Below are 13234 nucleotides of genomic sequence, written 5' to 3' on the forward strand. Positions count from 1 at the left end.
TGGTGTGGATCTGTCCGGCGGCATGCCAGCTGGAGCCGGATGTCAGTTCGCTGCGTTCCAGCAGGACAACATCCTTCCAGCCGAACTTGGCGAGGTGGAACAGGATGGAGCAACCGACAACACCGCCACCGACGATGACAACTTTTGCATGGGACGGGAGCTGTTTGCCGCCAGAACTCTGGCTGTCGTCTGTTTGGATTTCAGGCATGATTAGGCAATCCTTAATTCAAAGGCAACCGGCGGAAGCGGCCGGGTTGCGCAGGGTCATGGAAATGATCAAGAGGGCCGTTTTCGACCAGATGATTGTGCCAGTGTTTCAGAGCATCACGATCCAGCGTGACACCAAGGCCGGGGCCTTCCGGAACGGAAATCACATTGTTGGTTTGGCGGAAGGGGCCTCCTTCGATGACATCGCCGATCTGCCAGCGGAAAAGGGACTGACTCGGTTCTGAAATCCAGGGCTGTGCTGCGGACATATGCAGATAGGCAGCGGTTGCAATGCCTGCATCGCCCGAGTAGCACCAGAAACCAACCCCCATGGCTTCGCAGGCTCCAATAAAGCGGACCGTTCGGGAAATGCCGCCAAGAACAGCAAAGTTTGTGACGATATAGTCAGGCGCTTGCAGAGCGACCGCGCGGCGAATGTCCGGGACGTGCGTGCTGATCCGGATTGAACTGTGTTTGCGCAGCTCGGCCATTTCCTCGAAGGTGGCAACCGGGTCCTCGTAGTTGCGGATATCAAAGGGTTCGATTTCCCGGAACAGGCGGATGGCAGTGGGCAGGGAGTACTGCATGTTGCTGTCCAGTCGCAGCATGGCCTCGCGACCAAGGGCCTCACGCAGGGCCTTCACGGTATCGATCTCGATCAGGGGATCGCCGAGGATCAGCTTGCCTTCGAACATGGTGGAGCCGTACTCTTCCTTCATCCGGACACAGTAGTCTGCGACAGCCTGAGGGGACATTTCTCCGCCGGCGCGGTATCCGAAATATTCGGTAAAGGGAATTTCCTTGCGCACGGCTCCACCCAGCAGGCGATAGAGCGGTTCGCCTGCAACCTTGCCCCGCAGGTCCCACAGTGCAATTTCCAGGGCTCCAAAGGCTTTGACGACGGAGCTGTCGTCCGTGTTCTGAACAATCTGCCAGGGAGGAACGCAGAGGCTTTCGCAACCCGCAATATCCAGTGCATCCATGCCGATCAGGCGTTCGCCCATGGCTTCGATTGTTCCGGTGACATCAATGGAGGGTGCTTCGCCCAGACCGACCAGACCCTGATCGGTCTCGACCTCGATAATGGCTTTCGAAGTGCCGGGGTAATGCCCGCCTGTCCACCACATGGGCTTTTCCAGAGGGATGTTGATCGGTGTGACCCGAACCTTTGTGATTTTCAGCATTGTGTGAAGCCTCTGTTTGCTATTTCCTGTTCGATAGTTTCAGGCAATGGAAAGGAGAGCTGTTCGGAAGAAGCGCTCCCGGTTCGTGATTGCGGGACAAAAGACTTTATCAAACATTGTTATTCTGCAACGATACAGGTGATCAGCAAAGCTGTGATCCACCTGATTTCCGATTAAATGGATAGGTACAAACTATGCGAAAGCTGTTGCGGTATCTTTCTTCTCCCCGAAACCTCTTTATTTTCGAGGCTGCTGCGCGCACGGGGTCCTTTACCCGGGCTGCCAATGAGCTCGGCATCAAGCAGCCTTCGGTCAGCGGAGGAATCAAGCAGCTTGAAGAGGCTCTCGGGATGCAGCTCTTCCTGAGAGAACACCGGCGCGTGTCACTGACAGCAGCCGGGCAAAAACTCTTTGCCGCGACCTCCCGTTCCCTGAGCGAGATGGAGCAGGCTGTGATGGAAATCAGTCAGGCTGCGGAGGAACAACACGTCACAATCAGCTGTTCGGCGGCCTTTTCCTATTACTGGCTCATGCCCCGCCTGCATCACCTGCGGGCAAGATATCCTCATATTGATCTGCGTGTGCTCAACACCAATCGGGAGCCTGATCTGCAGGCTGAAAACATTGGGCTCGGGATCCGTCTGGGGGACGGGAACTGGCCAGGATATGAAAGCATCCTGCTGGCACGAGAAGTTATTTTCCCTGTGGCCAGCCCCGAAGTCTGTCAGGCGGCCGGAGGGCCGGACAGTGTCGAGGCCCTGGTCCGGCAACCCCTGATCCACCTAGAGGAACCCTTGCGCAGTCGTCCGGGATGGGCCCAGTGGTTCGGGCATCACGCAGTTGATTATACAGAACATGCCGGGAGCTTGCGTCTCAATGACTACGCCCTGGTTCTGCAGGCTGCCTTGCGCGGGCAGGGCTTCGCCTGTGGCTGGGAGCATCTGGTCAGTGAGGCGCTTGAAGACAGGCGTTTGCAGGGCTTCAGGCAATGGCGTTGGGAAACAGGCCGCGGGATTTACCTGATCTGGCACGAGAAAATCCCGATGGTGGAGCGCACCCGTGTTGTCCGCGACTGGATTGTCGAGATTGCCGGTTTGTCCAGAGGAGAATAAAAAAGGCCCCGATTTGACGGGGCCTTTTCGGTGTCTATCGCTTCGGAATCACTTCGTAGCCCGGTTCTTCCGGTTCGTCGTCGACCATTTCAGCGGGGAAACCCGGTGCCCGGATGTCGAGGCCGGTGGCTTCTTCAAGACGGCGGATGATGTTCGGAGAGTATTCCCGCGAACCAAAACGTTCCTCACCGTCCCTGAAGATGGCCTTGAGCATCGGGGAGATTTCCAGCGGAACCGAATGCTTGTCGGCCAGAGCCTGGAACAGTCCGACGTCTTTGGACACCAGATCCATGGTAAAGGAGATATCGCGCGAACCGTTCAGGATCACCTGACTTTCTGTCTCGTGCACAAAGGAGGTGCCGGAGGAGATCTTCATGGCTTCATAGGCGGTGTTGAGATCCATGCCTGCAGCCCTGGCTGTGACCAGAGCCTCACAGCAGGAAACAAGATTGGCGGTTGCAAGATAGTTGGTAACAACCTTCAAAACCGAAGCAGATCCCAGATCGCCTGTGTGCAGAATGCGGCGTCCCATTGTGGTCAGGAAAGGCAGGACACGATCGAAGGTCGCGCGATCACAGCCGGCAAAGATGGAAATATTGCCTGTATCGGCACGGTGACACCCACCGGAAACAGGACAGTCTACGGCAGCACCGCCGCGCGCAATCACCAGAGCTCCAAGGCGTTTGACTTCGGCTTCATCTGTGGTGGACATCTCCATCCAGATTTTGCCGTCCCGGATTTCCGGCAGCATTTCCTCAACGACCGCAGCAGAAGCCGCCGGTGAGGGCAGGCAGGTGACAACTGCGTCACAGTTTCGCATCAATTCTGCCGGGCTTTCGGCATTTCCGGCACCTCTGGCCTTGAAAGCAGCCATGCGCTCTCTGTCCAGATCGTAAACTGTCAGATCAATACCATTGCGCAACAGGGAGCCGGAGAGCTTGCCGCCCACGTTTCCCAAACCGATAAAGCCGACCTTCATTTTTATTCTCCAAAAAAAGAGTTGCTATTTGTTCAGGATGTCATCTTAATATTGATATGAAAACCATAATAATAATGGTTTAATCATCAAAAAATTATATGAGTAAGCTTTGAGTAAGATACCGAACCTGAACTGGCTGAGAACCTTTGAATCTGCCGCGCGCCTGATGAGTTTTACGGCAGCAGGGCAGGAGCTCGGCATGACCCAGACGGCAGTGAGCCTCCAGATCAAGGGACTGGAGCAATATCTTGGCTTCGAACTTTTCGAACGCAGACCACGGCAGCTGTCCCTGACGGAAATGGGCAAGGCCTATCAACCGCTGGTGACCCGGACCCTGAATGACCTGACCTCTTCAACCGATGGTCTTTTCGGAGCCAAGTTTGATGACACCGTTCTTGTCAGGGTTCCGATTTCTTCCGCAGCGCTGTGGCTGGCACCAAGATTGAAGGGTTTTCGCGCTCTTTATCCGGAAATCAATATCAGGCTGATTTCGACCATCTGGGCAGACAACGCTACGGTTGAGACTGTTGATGTTGACGTGCGTTTTGGTAACGGGCAATGGCCGGGAGTCAGTGCGACAAAGATCGCGGATGACTATCTGGTACCGATTTCAAACCGGGAGGATGATCTCTTCGTCAGTGAAGAAACTGATATGCAGAAGCTGGATCTGATCCATGTACAGGGACACGAGGATCACTGGTCGGGCTATATGGCCGCCTTTGGCTTGCGTTATCAGCAACCCCGGAATTTCATCTCTGTTGATACCTCGGTTGTCGCCCTGCAGATGGTCGCCTCGGGGATGGGGCAGGCCATGATGCTGGAGCGTTATGTCAGCTCTGCGATTCAAGACGGTATGGCGATCCGCCTTGCAGGCAGGAAGACGAGATACGGACAGGCACATTATCTGATTGATACCTTGAATCAAAAACGCGAACGCACGTCAGTGCGGCTCTTTCGGGACTGGTTGCAGGAACTCTGCGCCGAAGAACACAGGGAACAGGTGGCATGACACGGGATTTGACATGTTTTTATATCAATGGCGCATGGGTGGAGCCTGTTTCCGAACAGCGTTTTCCGATCCTGAACCCGGCCAGCAATCAACAGATCGGGACTCTGGCACTTGGAAACCGGACTGATGTGGATCGTGCTGTTGCCGCAGCTTCAAAGGCCTTTGAAAGCTACGGGCGCACCAGCAGGGAAGAGCGTCTTCAGTTGATGCGCAGGCTGCTGGAGGAAACAAAAAAGCGGTTTGAAGAGCTGGCACAGGCCATCTCCACTGAAATGGGCGCACCGATTACCATGGCGCGTGAGGCACAGGCTGATTCCGGTGTCGGTCATCTGGAAGGTTTTATCGCAGCCCTTGAAGGACAATCCGGGCGAGATGCCTTGCCAAACGGCGACATTCTCGTCAGGGAACCCATTGGTGTCTGTGGTCTGATCACACCCTGGAACTGGCCGATCAACCAGATTGTGCTCAAGGTCGCGGCTGCCCTGGCTGCGGGCTGTACCTGCGTTTTGAAACCGTCAGAACATACGCCGCTTTCTGCACAGCTCTATGCCGAGATTATCGACGCAGCCGGTTTTCCAGCGGGGGTCTTCAATCTTGTGCATGGTGAAGGACCGATTGTTGGGGCTGCTCTTTCTGCGCATTCCGATGTCCATATGATGTCCTTTACAGGCTCAACCCGCGCAGGTGTTGCGGTGATGAAGGATGCTGCGGAAACTGTGAAGCGGGTTACGCTGGAACTGGGAGGAAAATCACCGAATATTGTGTTTGCGGACTGCGATCTTGAGGAGCGTGTTCCGGCTTCGGCTCTTGAGTGCTTCTACAACACCGGTCAATCCTGTGATGCCCCGACCCGCTTGCTGGTAGAGCGCAGCTGTTATGATAAGGTTTGTGCCCTTCTGAAAGAAACCACAGAGGGCCAGAGGGTTGGTGATCCTTCAGAGGAAGGAGATCATATTGGACCTCTTTTTGATGAAATCCAGTTCGCCCGTGTCCAGGCCATGATTGAAACCGGTCTGGAAGAAGGGGCGCGATTGCTGGCAGGTGGCCCTGGAAAACCGGAAGGTTTTGAGGAGGGCTGGTTTGTGAAACCGACTGTTTTTGCAGACGTTCACAATGATATGCGCATAGCCCGGGAGGAAATTTTCGGACCTGTCCTGGTGGTCATTCCCTTTGACAGCGAAGAGGAAGCCATTGCCATTGCCAATGACACACCTTACGGGCTTGCGGCCTATCTGCAAACCGGGGATATGGACCGGGCGGAGCGTGTTGCATCACGCTTGAGAGCTGGTGCCGTTCACATCAATGGCGGCGGGTTCAATTATGGGTCACCCTTTGGCGGTTACAAGCAGTCCGGCATCGGTCGCGAAGGCGGTGTGCTGGGGCTGGAGGACTTTCAGGAGGTCAAAACCCTTCACTTTGGCTGATTGTTTATTGCCCGTGCCCTTTTTCAGAAGAGCTCTGCGTTGGTCCGGATTTCGATTGCAAGACGATCCCCAACGCCGAGCTTTTCCTTTTTGCGGACATCGGCTTTGACGGGAAGGAAAAAGCAGCCGGAGGCCCTGTCGGGGAAAAGCGAGGTTTTCCAGTTTGTCTCTCCGATGGATACCCTGACCCTGACGGAGCCGAAGCCTCTGCGGCCTGGCTGGAACATTCTGATCTGTTCCGAGGTTTCATTGGGGACTGTGACGAAATACCAGCTGGCTTTGCCGCTGTAGAGCCACAGTTCTGCTTCAAAGTGAAAATCCAGATCCATCATGAGCGAAACTCCAGCTGTTCCAGATAATCCTGATAGCTTTTGCCTTTTTCAATTGTGAACGTTTCATCCATCAGAGAGTGTTCCTCAATGCGGTCGACCCTGAAGACACGAAAGCCGTCGCGCAGTTCGCACCAGGCTGTCACGGTCCAGACCTGTCCCCAGTATTCCAGTCCCAGTGGCCTGATAATTCGGTGTGATTTCTGTTTCTTTTCGTTGCTGTAATGGAGGGAAAGCTTGCGCTGTTCCTCAATGGCGATGCGGATATCAGCCAGACTGTCGCGGGCCTTTTCATTGCTTTTGAAATAGACATAGGCAATGGGGGATTCCTGCTCTGATCTGCGAAATGGCAAGGTTTCCCTGATTTTGATCCGGGCTTCCTGTGCGGCTTTGGCGATTTCGGGGTCAGAGGATGCGACAACCATCTCAATACCAAGCTGAACAGCTTTCAATTCCAGTTCGGTAAGATGAAGAGGGGGCATCTCGATCGGTTGTCTGATCATGTAGCCGATGCCCCGTTCACCTTCGATAGGCACGCCGGAGGCCATCAGGCCCTGAATGTCCCGGTAAACGGTGCGAACGGACACGCCGAGTTCATCCGCGATGAACCCGGCTGTACGCAGGCGCCTGCCTCTCAGAAGCTGGACAATTTCAAAAAGCCTGTCAATTTTTCGCATCTACATCGTGTTTCTGACGCTGAAATGCTTCATGACGACAGTGGACGGATTGATCAGAGCCATCATGCCTTGCGTCTCTGTTGATTGTACAAAAGCTTCAGAAGCGGCTTTTGCGTGATCCATTGATTGCCATTCCACAACATCAACCCACAGATCATCGTCCTGTTTCGCAGTGTGGCGTTCGACAAAGCCTTCCAGTCCCGTGACAAAGGAGGTTGTTTTCTGCACCTCTTGCAAAAAGGCCTCGGCTGTTGCGTTGGTGTTGAGCTTGAATTCAACGATTTCAAGTACGTGTGTCATGTTTCCTCTTCCAGAATTGTAGAACAGGAACAGTGTTAACATAGAGCAGCTGACACCTTTTGTCAGTTGGATTTGCATCTTTGTTGATTGTCAATGTTGACAATCAAATGAGGTGTATCTATTTATAATCAAAATTGACAATCAATCTTTTGAGGGAACGCTCTTGGCTCGTCCGACTGTCACAGATCAGAGGAAAGAAGAAATTCTTTCGGCCTACGAACGCTGCATTGCCCGGTTTGGTGTGGCGGGAACCACGCTTGCTTCCATTGCCGATGAGGCGGGATTGTCCCGTCCGCTGGTCCGACATCATGTTGGCAATCAGGATGATCTGCTGCAGCAGGCTCTGGAGCGGTTCATGAAAAGAACCGGTGAGATGCTGGATGTTCTGCAACCGGAGGCCTTTGCTTCGATTGACGGGTTTGTCGATCTTCTGTTCCAGCAGGACCAGGCGGGAACCAGCAATGATACTCTTATTGCCAGTGCCTTTATCATCGCCTCTGTGGGAAATCCGGACATTCGCTCCGAGATGCAGGACTGGCTTCAGCTTGAACAGAAATGGATGGAAAGTCACTTCGATTACCATTTCCCCAAGGCTCCGGCCATGTTGAGGAATGCCGTTGCGGCCGGGGTTCTGGGGATATTCTTTAACGTGGACAGTTTAACGCCACTGAGAGCCCTGCCACGACTGAATGAAAACTCGAAAGAGGCCGTGCGCCTTTTGATCCGGTCATTGGAACCGTCTGACTGAAGAGGACAGAAACCGTGAAGAAGTTGTTTTTGACGCTGCCAGGCCTGCTGGCGGTCATGGGCAGTTGTGTCTCCCACGCTGCTGAATTGACATTGAAGTTTGAGGATATCCGTAGCAGCAAGGGACGGTTGCTGGTTGCCGTTTATGACAGCCAGACGGCCTTTGAAACGCAGAGTGACAATCAGGCAATTGCTTCTTTCAATCTGCCTGCAACCGCTGGAATGCAGGGGGTGACGCTTCATGATTTGCCGGAAGGAAGATATGCCGTCAGTCTTCATCATGACGAGAATGACAATGGTGAATTCGACCTCAACGGTCGCAATTTCCCGCTGGAGGGATTTGCCTTCAGCAACAATGTCGGTGCGGACAAGGAGGTGACGGAGTTTTCAGAGGCTGCCTTTGATGTCGGCGAAGGCAGCACCCGGCAAAACATGACTCTCGTTTATATCAAATAGGGTGGGGAGGACTGGACAATGGATTTCTGGAATCATCTTTTTACGGGCTGGACAATCTACGAATGGGAACTGATTGCTGAAGACTGGTTCTTTGTCGTTGCCATGATTTTCTTTTCCTTTGAAGTGCTGCGCATGCTGATAAAAAGGGAAATGACCTGGAATACGGCCGGGGATGCGCTGGCCAATTTTATAACGCTGGCGTTTCATCTCGGGATTATCACTCTGACAGCCGGACTTTATGTGATTTCGTTCTACTGGGTATACGAAAACGTCATTCTGGTTCAGTTGCCCAACAACTTTTACACGATTGCCCTTTGTATCATTGCCTGTGATTTTGCCTATTACTGGGAGCATCGCATGGCGCATCAGCTGGGCTTGGGCTGGGCGACTCACACAGTTCACCACAGTTCTCCGTATTTCAATATTTCTGTGGCTTACAGGCATGGCCCCCTGGACGCAATTTTCGGCCTGCCTTTCCACTTGCCCGTTGTTGCGATGGGATTTGATCCTTTTCTGGTGTTTTTCTCAGCAGCAATGGTTCAGCTTTTCCAGACCGCGTTGCACACGGAAACCGTCGGCAAGCTGCCAGGCTTTATCGAAGCTGTTTTCAACACACCTTCGCATCACCGCGTTCACCACGGATCCAACCGCAAGTACCTGGACAAAAACTACGGCGGTATCCTGATTGTCTGGGACAGAATGTTCGGGACCTTTGCGGAGGAGCAGGAAAAGGTTGTCTATGGTGTCTTGCCACCCATCCAGTCCAACAATCCTTTTGTCGTCTTTTTTCATGGTTTTTCCCGTCTCGGAAAAAAGGTGCTGCACGCGAAAGGACTGGGGAACAAACTGGCCTGTTTCTACAGGGGGCCGGGCTGGGAGCCGAAAACGGGACGGGAGGGAGATGTTCAATGACGGGTATCTGGAGTTTTATCGGTGTCGGATTGCTGGTCTGGGTGGGGTATGATCTCTATGCAGGGTACACTTTGCTCTGGGATACCATTTACAGGGATGAGGACCCAGTTGGTTACTGGCTGATTCTGGGACTCTGGTTCATTCTGGCAATCAGTTGTTTTGTGCCGTGGTCCGCTAATCGTGAACAGTAGTCGGGAAAACGGGTTCCAGGGACTGCCTGTTGAGGCTTATACCTCAAGAGAGTGGTTCGATCAGGAGCAGATTGCAGTCTTTGGCAAGAGCTGGCATTTGGCCGGACTTGCAGAGGATGTAACGGAAAAGGGAAGTTTTTTAACGGTTCAGGCCGGAAATTATCCCATGATTGTTCTTCACGGGCATGATGGCAGGTTGAGGGCTTTTCACAACTTTTGCCGACATCGCGGCACCCGGCTGTTGCGCGGGGCCGGGAAAGCCGGGAAAGCCATTACCTGTCCTTATCATGATTGGACCTATCGCTGTGATGGCACCCTGTTGTCTGTTCCCAATGAAGCGGAAGATTTTCCGGATCTTGACCGGGCATGTCTTCATCTGAAGGCCGGTTCTGTCGGTTTTTGGCGTGGCATGCTTTTCGTGCACCCTCAGGAAGATGCAATCCCGCTGCGGGATTGGTTTGGAGGGCTTGAACCCTATCTGGCACCATACAGTCCGGAAAAGCTTGTTGAATATCCCGGGACACAAGTGGAATACAGTATCAGGGCCAACTGGAAGATTGTCGCTGAAAACTATATCGATGCCTACCATCTGGCGCATTTGCATTCCGGTACCCTGCGCATGTATGACCACAAGCGTATTGAAAGCCGCTTTGTCAGAGATCACTTTGTTTTCTGGCAACCTTGTTCAGAAGCCTACCTGAAAAATCTTGAAATAAATGCGCCCTATCCGCTGATCGATCACAGTCCGCAGGAAAAGCTCGGAGCCTATGTGCCGCTGCTGTTTCCGGGAATTGGGCTTGTGGAAAGCGAGGTCAGCTGGAGCGTCTTTCACATGCAGCCTGTTGCGCCGGATGAAACCCGGGTGGTTGTTCGCAGCAGGTTTGCAAAAGCATCCGGCTGGCGTTTTGCAAGGCAATACAGGCAATCAACAGCTTTCTGGGAACAGTTCGTCCGGCCCAAATATGCGAATCTTGACGAAGATGATCCCATGGGCAGCGCCGATTTTATGGCTGAAGACATCTATGTCTGCGAGCAGCAACAGCAGTCATTCTCGTCTCCTGAATTTGAGCAGGGGCCCAGTGCTTTGGTCGGAGAAAAAGCGGTCAGGGAACATCAGGAACTGATTCTGAAAAAAATGGCGGAGTTTTTAAGCTAGAAAGTTCCAGGACAGCACAGAGGCTTACGGAGTGGTCTGAGACTTTTACTGGTTCGGGAGGAAAAATGGCGGAGAGGGTGGGATTCGAACCCACGGTGGGCTTGCACCCACGCCGGTTTTCAAGACCGGTGCATTCAACCGCTCTGCCACCTCTCCGGCGTATAGAAAGAGCTTTGCTCTTTCAGCGGTTTATCGCTTGGACGGCCCATGAATTAATGAGTTTTCCGTGGACTGTCAATTGCTCTTTTGCAAAAAAATGAAAGAGGCCGATTCCTGTCAGAGAGTCGACCCTGTTGATCAATTTGTGCGGCGAACCATTTCCTGGACCTCGACGCAGAGATACTCATCCTTGATCATGACCTCGCCCTTGGCAATGATCTGGTCATTGATGCTGATTTCGATGGTATCGCCGATATATTTGTCGAGTTCGACAACGGCACCACGCCCCATTTTCAGGAGCTGGCTTACGGGCATCTGTGCCGTACCGAGAATGGCTGAAACCTCAAGCTCTACCCCGTGAATGGCAGGCATGGTTTCATCATCAAAGCCTGCTGCCTCGCCCAGAGTCTCCGCAACGGGTGCGGCACCGGAATCTTCGGATGGAGACTGGCCCATTTCCTCCATGGCACGTGCCATGGCATCATCATCCAGATCGTCCATTTCTTCGTCACTCATGACTTTCCCCGGTGTTATCTCATCGTATTCAGTAGCCCACTATGCCGTTTGAGGGGCAAAGTTGGAACCTAAATCTGCAGTTCTCAGTCAAAATAGTCTGCCAGTGCAACGCGGACGTCCTGCGGCACTTCAACGAAGGCGCCAGCCAGTTCCTTGCTGTCTTCGGCAAAGCGTACGACAATCATTGTACAGTCAAAGGTGAAACTTGCCCCTTTGGAGGTTTCAACCTGTACCGAAATGGGCAGGCGATCTCCCCGGTAGACCGTGTCCTCGAAATCCTTGACAGAAAAGCCGCTGAAGCTCCAGTCAACCATGGGATAATGTATGCCGTTGATCAGGATTGTCCCGTTGACATCTGTCTCCCGTTTTTCCCGCCTCGGGCCACTGTTTTTAAATAGGCTGTGCCAGATACGTTTGAACATGTTGCGCCTCTAGAGCGAAATTGAAAGGGAGAGAACACATTGCTTCGGGTATCCTAACAGGCGAATTTTGAAAAAATCATTAATAAGCAAGGGATTAAAAAGTTAAAAAATCTCTTCTTTCCCTGTTGTAACGCACAGGGGTTTTGAGCAGAATTGTCGGCAGCGAGCTTTTGACCAACAATGATTTGAGAACTGGGACTGTAACGTGAAAAAGATTCTTCTGAGTTGTGCGCTTTCCTCCGGATTGCTCCTTGCTTCCCCTGCCGGACTGGCCCAGGAGAACGTGCAGCCTCGGCAGAACGGTGAAAGTTTCAGCAACTGGCTGGTCGCCTTCAAGGAAGATGCAAGGAAAGCCGGTATTTCAGACAGGACCCTCGAGATTGTTTTCAAGGATTTTGAACCCATTGAACGGGTTCTTGAACTTGATCAGAGGCAACCTGAATTCACCCGGACCTTCTGGGGATATCTGGACCGTGCTGTGAATGACAACCGCATCAACAAGGCACGCGAAATGATGCGGACACACAAGGTATTGCTGGATGAAATCAGCAGAAAATACGGTGTGCAGAGCAGGTTTCTGGTGGCCTTTTGGGGACTTGAGACTGATTTCGGGCGCTTTATGGGAGGCTTCCCGGTCATTGGTGCCCTGGCAACGCTGGCCCACGATCCGCGCCGCGATGATTTTTTCAGAGCAGAACTGATGGAGGCTCTCAGGATCGTCGACAATGGCGACATTGCCCTTGCCGATATGGAAGGGTCCTGGGCAGGAGCGATGGGACATGTCCAGTTTATGCCGAGCACATTTGCGGCCTATGCTGTCGATGAAAACGGCAACGGGCGCAAGGATATCTGGAAAGATCTTCCCGACGCTTTCGGTTCGGCTGCAAACTATCTTTCCTCGCTGGGCTGGAATGCCGATTACACCTGGGGGCGCGAGGTAAAGGTTCCCGCAGATTTTGACTGGACACTTGCCAGTCTGTCTGTCCGGAAGGGACTGGCAGAATGGCAGGAGCTTGGCCTGAGAAAGGCGGTGGGTGGCAACCTGCCATCTGTTGATCTTGCGGCCTCACTGGTGTTGCCGATGGGGCACAAGGGTCCAGCCTTTCTGGTCTATGAAAACTATCGGAAGATTCTGAACTGGAACCGTTCCACACTCTATGCTCTCGCCGTGGGACATCTGGCAGACCGTATCGAGGGCAGGGGACGGTTTTTGACGCCGCGTCCGGCAAGGGTCCAGCCCCTGTCACGGGACAATGCTGTTGAAATTCAAAACCATCTGAATCGTCTGGGATATGATGTTGGAAAGGCCGACGGAATTCTTGGAAGCAATACCAGAAGGGGGGTTCGGGCCTTTCAGGTGAAAGCAGGCTTGCCCGGTGACGGTTATGCGGATTATGATCTTCTGCAAATTCTTCGCGATTATAAGCACCAATAAATCACTTTGATCTTTTCCG

The 13234-nt window shown here is 53.1% G+C and carries 17 protein-coding genes and 1 tRNA gene; 9 read left to right on the top strand and 9 right to left on the bottom strand.

Features of this window, described 5'->3' with window-relative positions; genetic code table 11:
- Both AAAH10_RS08425 and AAAH10_RS08430 read right to left on the bottom strand, forming a co-directional pair.
- A partial coding sequence (locus AAAH10_RS08425) for an FAD-dependent oxidoreductase (protein WP_343562500.1) occupies window positions 1–208 on the bottom strand: 208 nt, incomplete at its 3' end.
- A 13-nt stretch (window positions 209–221) separates the two neighbouring features.
- The gene (locus AAAH10_RS08430; RefSeq protein ID WP_343562502.1) at window positions 222–1391 is read right to left on the bottom strand and encodes a mandelate racemase/muconate lactonizing enzyme family protein; all 1170 of its coding nucleotides are present in this window, start codon (window positions 1389–1391) and stop codon (window positions 222–224) included.
- Window positions 1392–1585: 194 nt separating this feature from the next.
- Between AAAH10_RS08430 and AAAH10_RS08435 the strand changes: the two genes are divergently transcribed.
- Window positions 1586–2503, top strand: coding sequence for a LysR substrate-binding domain-containing protein (locus AAAH10_RS08435; protein WP_343562504.1), 918 nt, complete (start codon window positions 1586–1588; stop codon window positions 2501–2503).
- A 34-nt stretch (window positions 2504–2537) separates the two neighbouring features.
- On the opposite strand, the gene AAAH10_RS08440 is transcribed toward AAAH10_RS08435, so the two are convergent.
- Complete coding sequence (locus AAAH10_RS08440; protein WP_343562506.1) at window positions 2538–3482, bottom strand: NAD(P)-dependent oxidoreductase; 945 nt, start codon at window positions 3480–3482, stop codon at window positions 2538–2540.
- 109 nt (window positions 3483–3591) lie between these two features.
- Between AAAH10_RS08440 and AAAH10_RS08445 the strand changes: the two genes are divergently transcribed.
- Both AAAH10_RS08445 and AAAH10_RS08450 read left to right on the top strand, forming a co-directional pair.
- The gene (locus tag AAAH10_RS08445) at window positions 3592–4491 is read left to right on the top strand and encodes a LysR family transcriptional regulator (RefSeq protein WP_343562508.1); all 900 of its coding nucleotides are present in this window, start codon (window positions 3592–3594) and stop codon (window positions 4489–4491) included.
- Complete coding sequence (locus AAAH10_RS08450; RefSeq protein ID WP_343562509.1) at window positions 4488–5915, top strand: aldehyde dehydrogenase family protein; 1428 nt, start codon at window positions 4488–4490, stop codon at window positions 5913–5915. The genes AAAH10_RS08445 and AAAH10_RS08450 overlap by 4 nt, the downstream gene beginning before the upstream one ends.
- Before the next feature lie 23 nt (window positions 5916–5938).
- On the opposite strand, the gene AAAH10_RS08455 is transcribed toward AAAH10_RS08450, so the two are convergent.
- The 3 genes from AAAH10_RS08455 to AAAH10_RS08465 are packed head-to-tail and all read right to left on the bottom strand — an operon-like array spanning window position 5939 to window position 7221.
- Window positions 5939–6247, bottom strand: coding sequence for a DUF1905 domain-containing protein (locus AAAH10_RS08455; RefSeq protein ID WP_343562511.1), 309 nt, complete (start codon window positions 6245–6247; stop codon window positions 5939–5941).
- Window positions 6244–6921: a helix-turn-helix transcriptional regulator gene (locus AAAH10_RS08460; protein WP_343562513.1), complete on the bottom strand. Its 678-nt coding sequence runs from the start codon at window positions 6919–6921 to the stop codon at window positions 6244–6246. Before AAAH10_RS08460 ends, AAAH10_RS08455 begins: the two co-directional genes overlap by 4 nt.
- Entirely contained in the window at window positions 6922–7221 is a 300-nt protein-coding gene (locus AAAH10_RS08465) for an antibiotic biosynthesis monooxygenase family protein (RefSeq protein WP_343562515.1), read from the bottom strand. It abuts the gene before it with no gap.
- Window positions 7222–7384: 163 nt separating this feature from the next.
- On the opposite strand from AAAH10_RS08465, the gene AAAH10_RS08470 reads away from it, so the two are divergent.
- The 5 genes from AAAH10_RS08470 to AAAH10_RS08490 are packed head-to-tail and all read left to right on the top strand — an operon-like array spanning window position 7385 to window position 10683.
- Complete coding sequence (locus AAAH10_RS08470) at window positions 7385–7969, top strand: TetR/AcrR family transcriptional regulator (protein WP_343562517.1); 585 nt, start codon at window positions 7385–7387, stop codon at window positions 7967–7969.
- Window positions 7970–7983: 14 nt separating this feature from the next.
- Entirely contained in the window at window positions 7984–8424 is a 441-nt protein-coding gene (locus AAAH10_RS08475) for a DUF2141 domain-containing protein (protein WP_343562519.1), read from the top strand.
- An 18-nt stretch (window positions 8425–8442) separates the two neighbouring features.
- Window positions 8443–9336, top strand: a complete 894-nt coding sequence (locus tag AAAH10_RS08480) for a sterol desaturase family protein (RefSeq protein ID WP_343562522.1) — start codon at window positions 8443–8445, stop codon at window positions 9334–9336.
- Window positions 9333–9527 (top strand): hypothetical protein, encoded by a 195-nt coding sequence (locus AAAH10_RS08485; RefSeq protein WP_343562524.1) that lies wholly within the window; start codon window positions 9333–9335, stop codon window positions 9525–9527. Before AAAH10_RS08480 ends, AAAH10_RS08485 begins: the two co-directional genes overlap by 4 nt.
- Window positions 9517–10683 carry an aromatic ring-hydroxylating oxygenase subunit alpha gene (locus AAAH10_RS08490; RefSeq protein ID WP_343562527.1) on the top strand — a complete coding sequence of 389 codons (1167 nt, stop codon included), beginning with the start codon at window positions 9517–9519 and terminating at the stop codon, window positions 10681–10683. Before AAAH10_RS08485 ends, AAAH10_RS08490 begins: the two co-directional genes overlap by 11 nt.
- A gap of 66 nt (window positions 10684–10749) precedes the next feature.
- Here the strand turns inward: AAAH10_RS08490 and AAAH10_RS08495 are convergent.
- The 3 genes from AAAH10_RS08495 to AAAH10_RS08505 all read right to left on the bottom strand — a co-directional run bounded on the left by AAAH10_RS08495 (window position 10750) and on the right by AAAH10_RS08505 (window position 11780).
- Window positions 10750–10839 (bottom strand) — tRNA-Ser (locus AAAH10_RS08495).
- Window positions 10840–10980: 141 nt separating this feature from the next.
- Window positions 10981–11358, bottom strand: a complete 378-nt coding sequence (locus AAAH10_RS08500) for a FliM/FliN family flagellar motor switch protein (protein ID WP_343562529.1) — start codon at window positions 11356–11358, stop codon at window positions 10981–10983.
- Window positions 11359–11441: 83 nt separating this feature from the next.
- Window positions 11442–11780 carry a hypothetical protein gene (locus AAAH10_RS08505; protein ID WP_343562531.1) on the bottom strand — a complete coding sequence of 113 codons (339 nt, stop codon included), beginning with the start codon at window positions 11778–11780 and terminating at the stop codon, window positions 11442–11444.
- Window positions 11781–11985: 205 nt separating this feature from the next.
- On the opposite strand from AAAH10_RS08505, the gene AAAH10_RS08510 reads away from it, so the two are divergent.
- Window positions 11986–13215: a lytic murein transglycosylase gene (locus tag AAAH10_RS08510; protein WP_343562533.1), complete on the top strand. Its 1230-nt coding sequence runs from the start codon at window positions 11986–11988 to the stop codon at window positions 13213–13215.
- The last annotated feature ends 19 nt before the right edge of the window (window positions 13216–13234 follow it).

Origin of the sequence: Carbonatibacter coralli, from assembly GCF_039592655.1 — a bacterium.
Lineage (GTDB): Bacteria > Pseudomonadota > Alphaproteobacteria > Kiloniellales > Kiloniellaceae > Carbonatibacter > Carbonatibacter coralli.

Coding starts and splice junctions, on each gene's coding strand:
- AAAH10_RS08430 (WP_343562502.1), bottom strand. CDS start 1,391: ATGCTGAAAATCACAAAGGTTCGGGTCACACCGATCAACATCCCTCTG.
- AAAH10_RS08435 (WP_343562504.1), top strand. CDS start 1,586: ATGCGAAAGCTGTTGCGGTATCTTTCTTCTCCCCGAAACCTCTTTATT.
- AAAH10_RS08440 (WP_343562506.1), bottom strand. CDS start 3,482: ATGAAGGTCGGCTTTATCGGTTTGGGAAACGTGGGCGGCAAGCTCTCC.
- AAAH10_RS08450 (WP_343562509.1), top strand. CDS start 4,488: ATGACACGGGATTTGACATGTTTTTATATCAATGGCGCATGGGTGGAG.
- AAAH10_RS08455 (WP_343562511.1), bottom strand. CDS start 6,247: ATGATGGATCTGGATTTTCACTTTGAAGCAGAACTGTGGCTCTACAGC.
- AAAH10_RS08460 (WP_343562513.1), bottom strand. CDS start 6,921: ATGCGAAAAATTGACAGGCTTTTTGAAATTGTCCAGCTTCTGAGAGGC.
- AAAH10_RS08465 (WP_343562515.1), bottom strand. CDS start 7,221: ATGACACACGTACTTGAAATCGTTGAATTCAAGCTCAACACCAACGCA.
- AAAH10_RS08480 (WP_343562522.1), top strand. CDS start 8,443: ATGGATTTCTGGAATCATCTTTTTACGGGCTGGACAATCTACGAATGG.
- AAAH10_RS08485 (WP_343562524.1), top strand. CDS start 9,333: ATGACGGGTATCTGGAGTTTTATCGGTGTCGGATTGCTGGTCTGGGTG.
- AAAH10_RS08500 (WP_343562529.1), bottom strand. CDS start 11,358: ATGAGTGACGAAGAAATGGACGATCTGGATGATGATGCCATGGCACGT.
- AAAH10_RS08505 (WP_343562531.1), bottom strand. CDS start 11,780: ATGTTCAAACGTATCTGGCACAGCCTATTTAAAAACAGTGGCCCGAGG.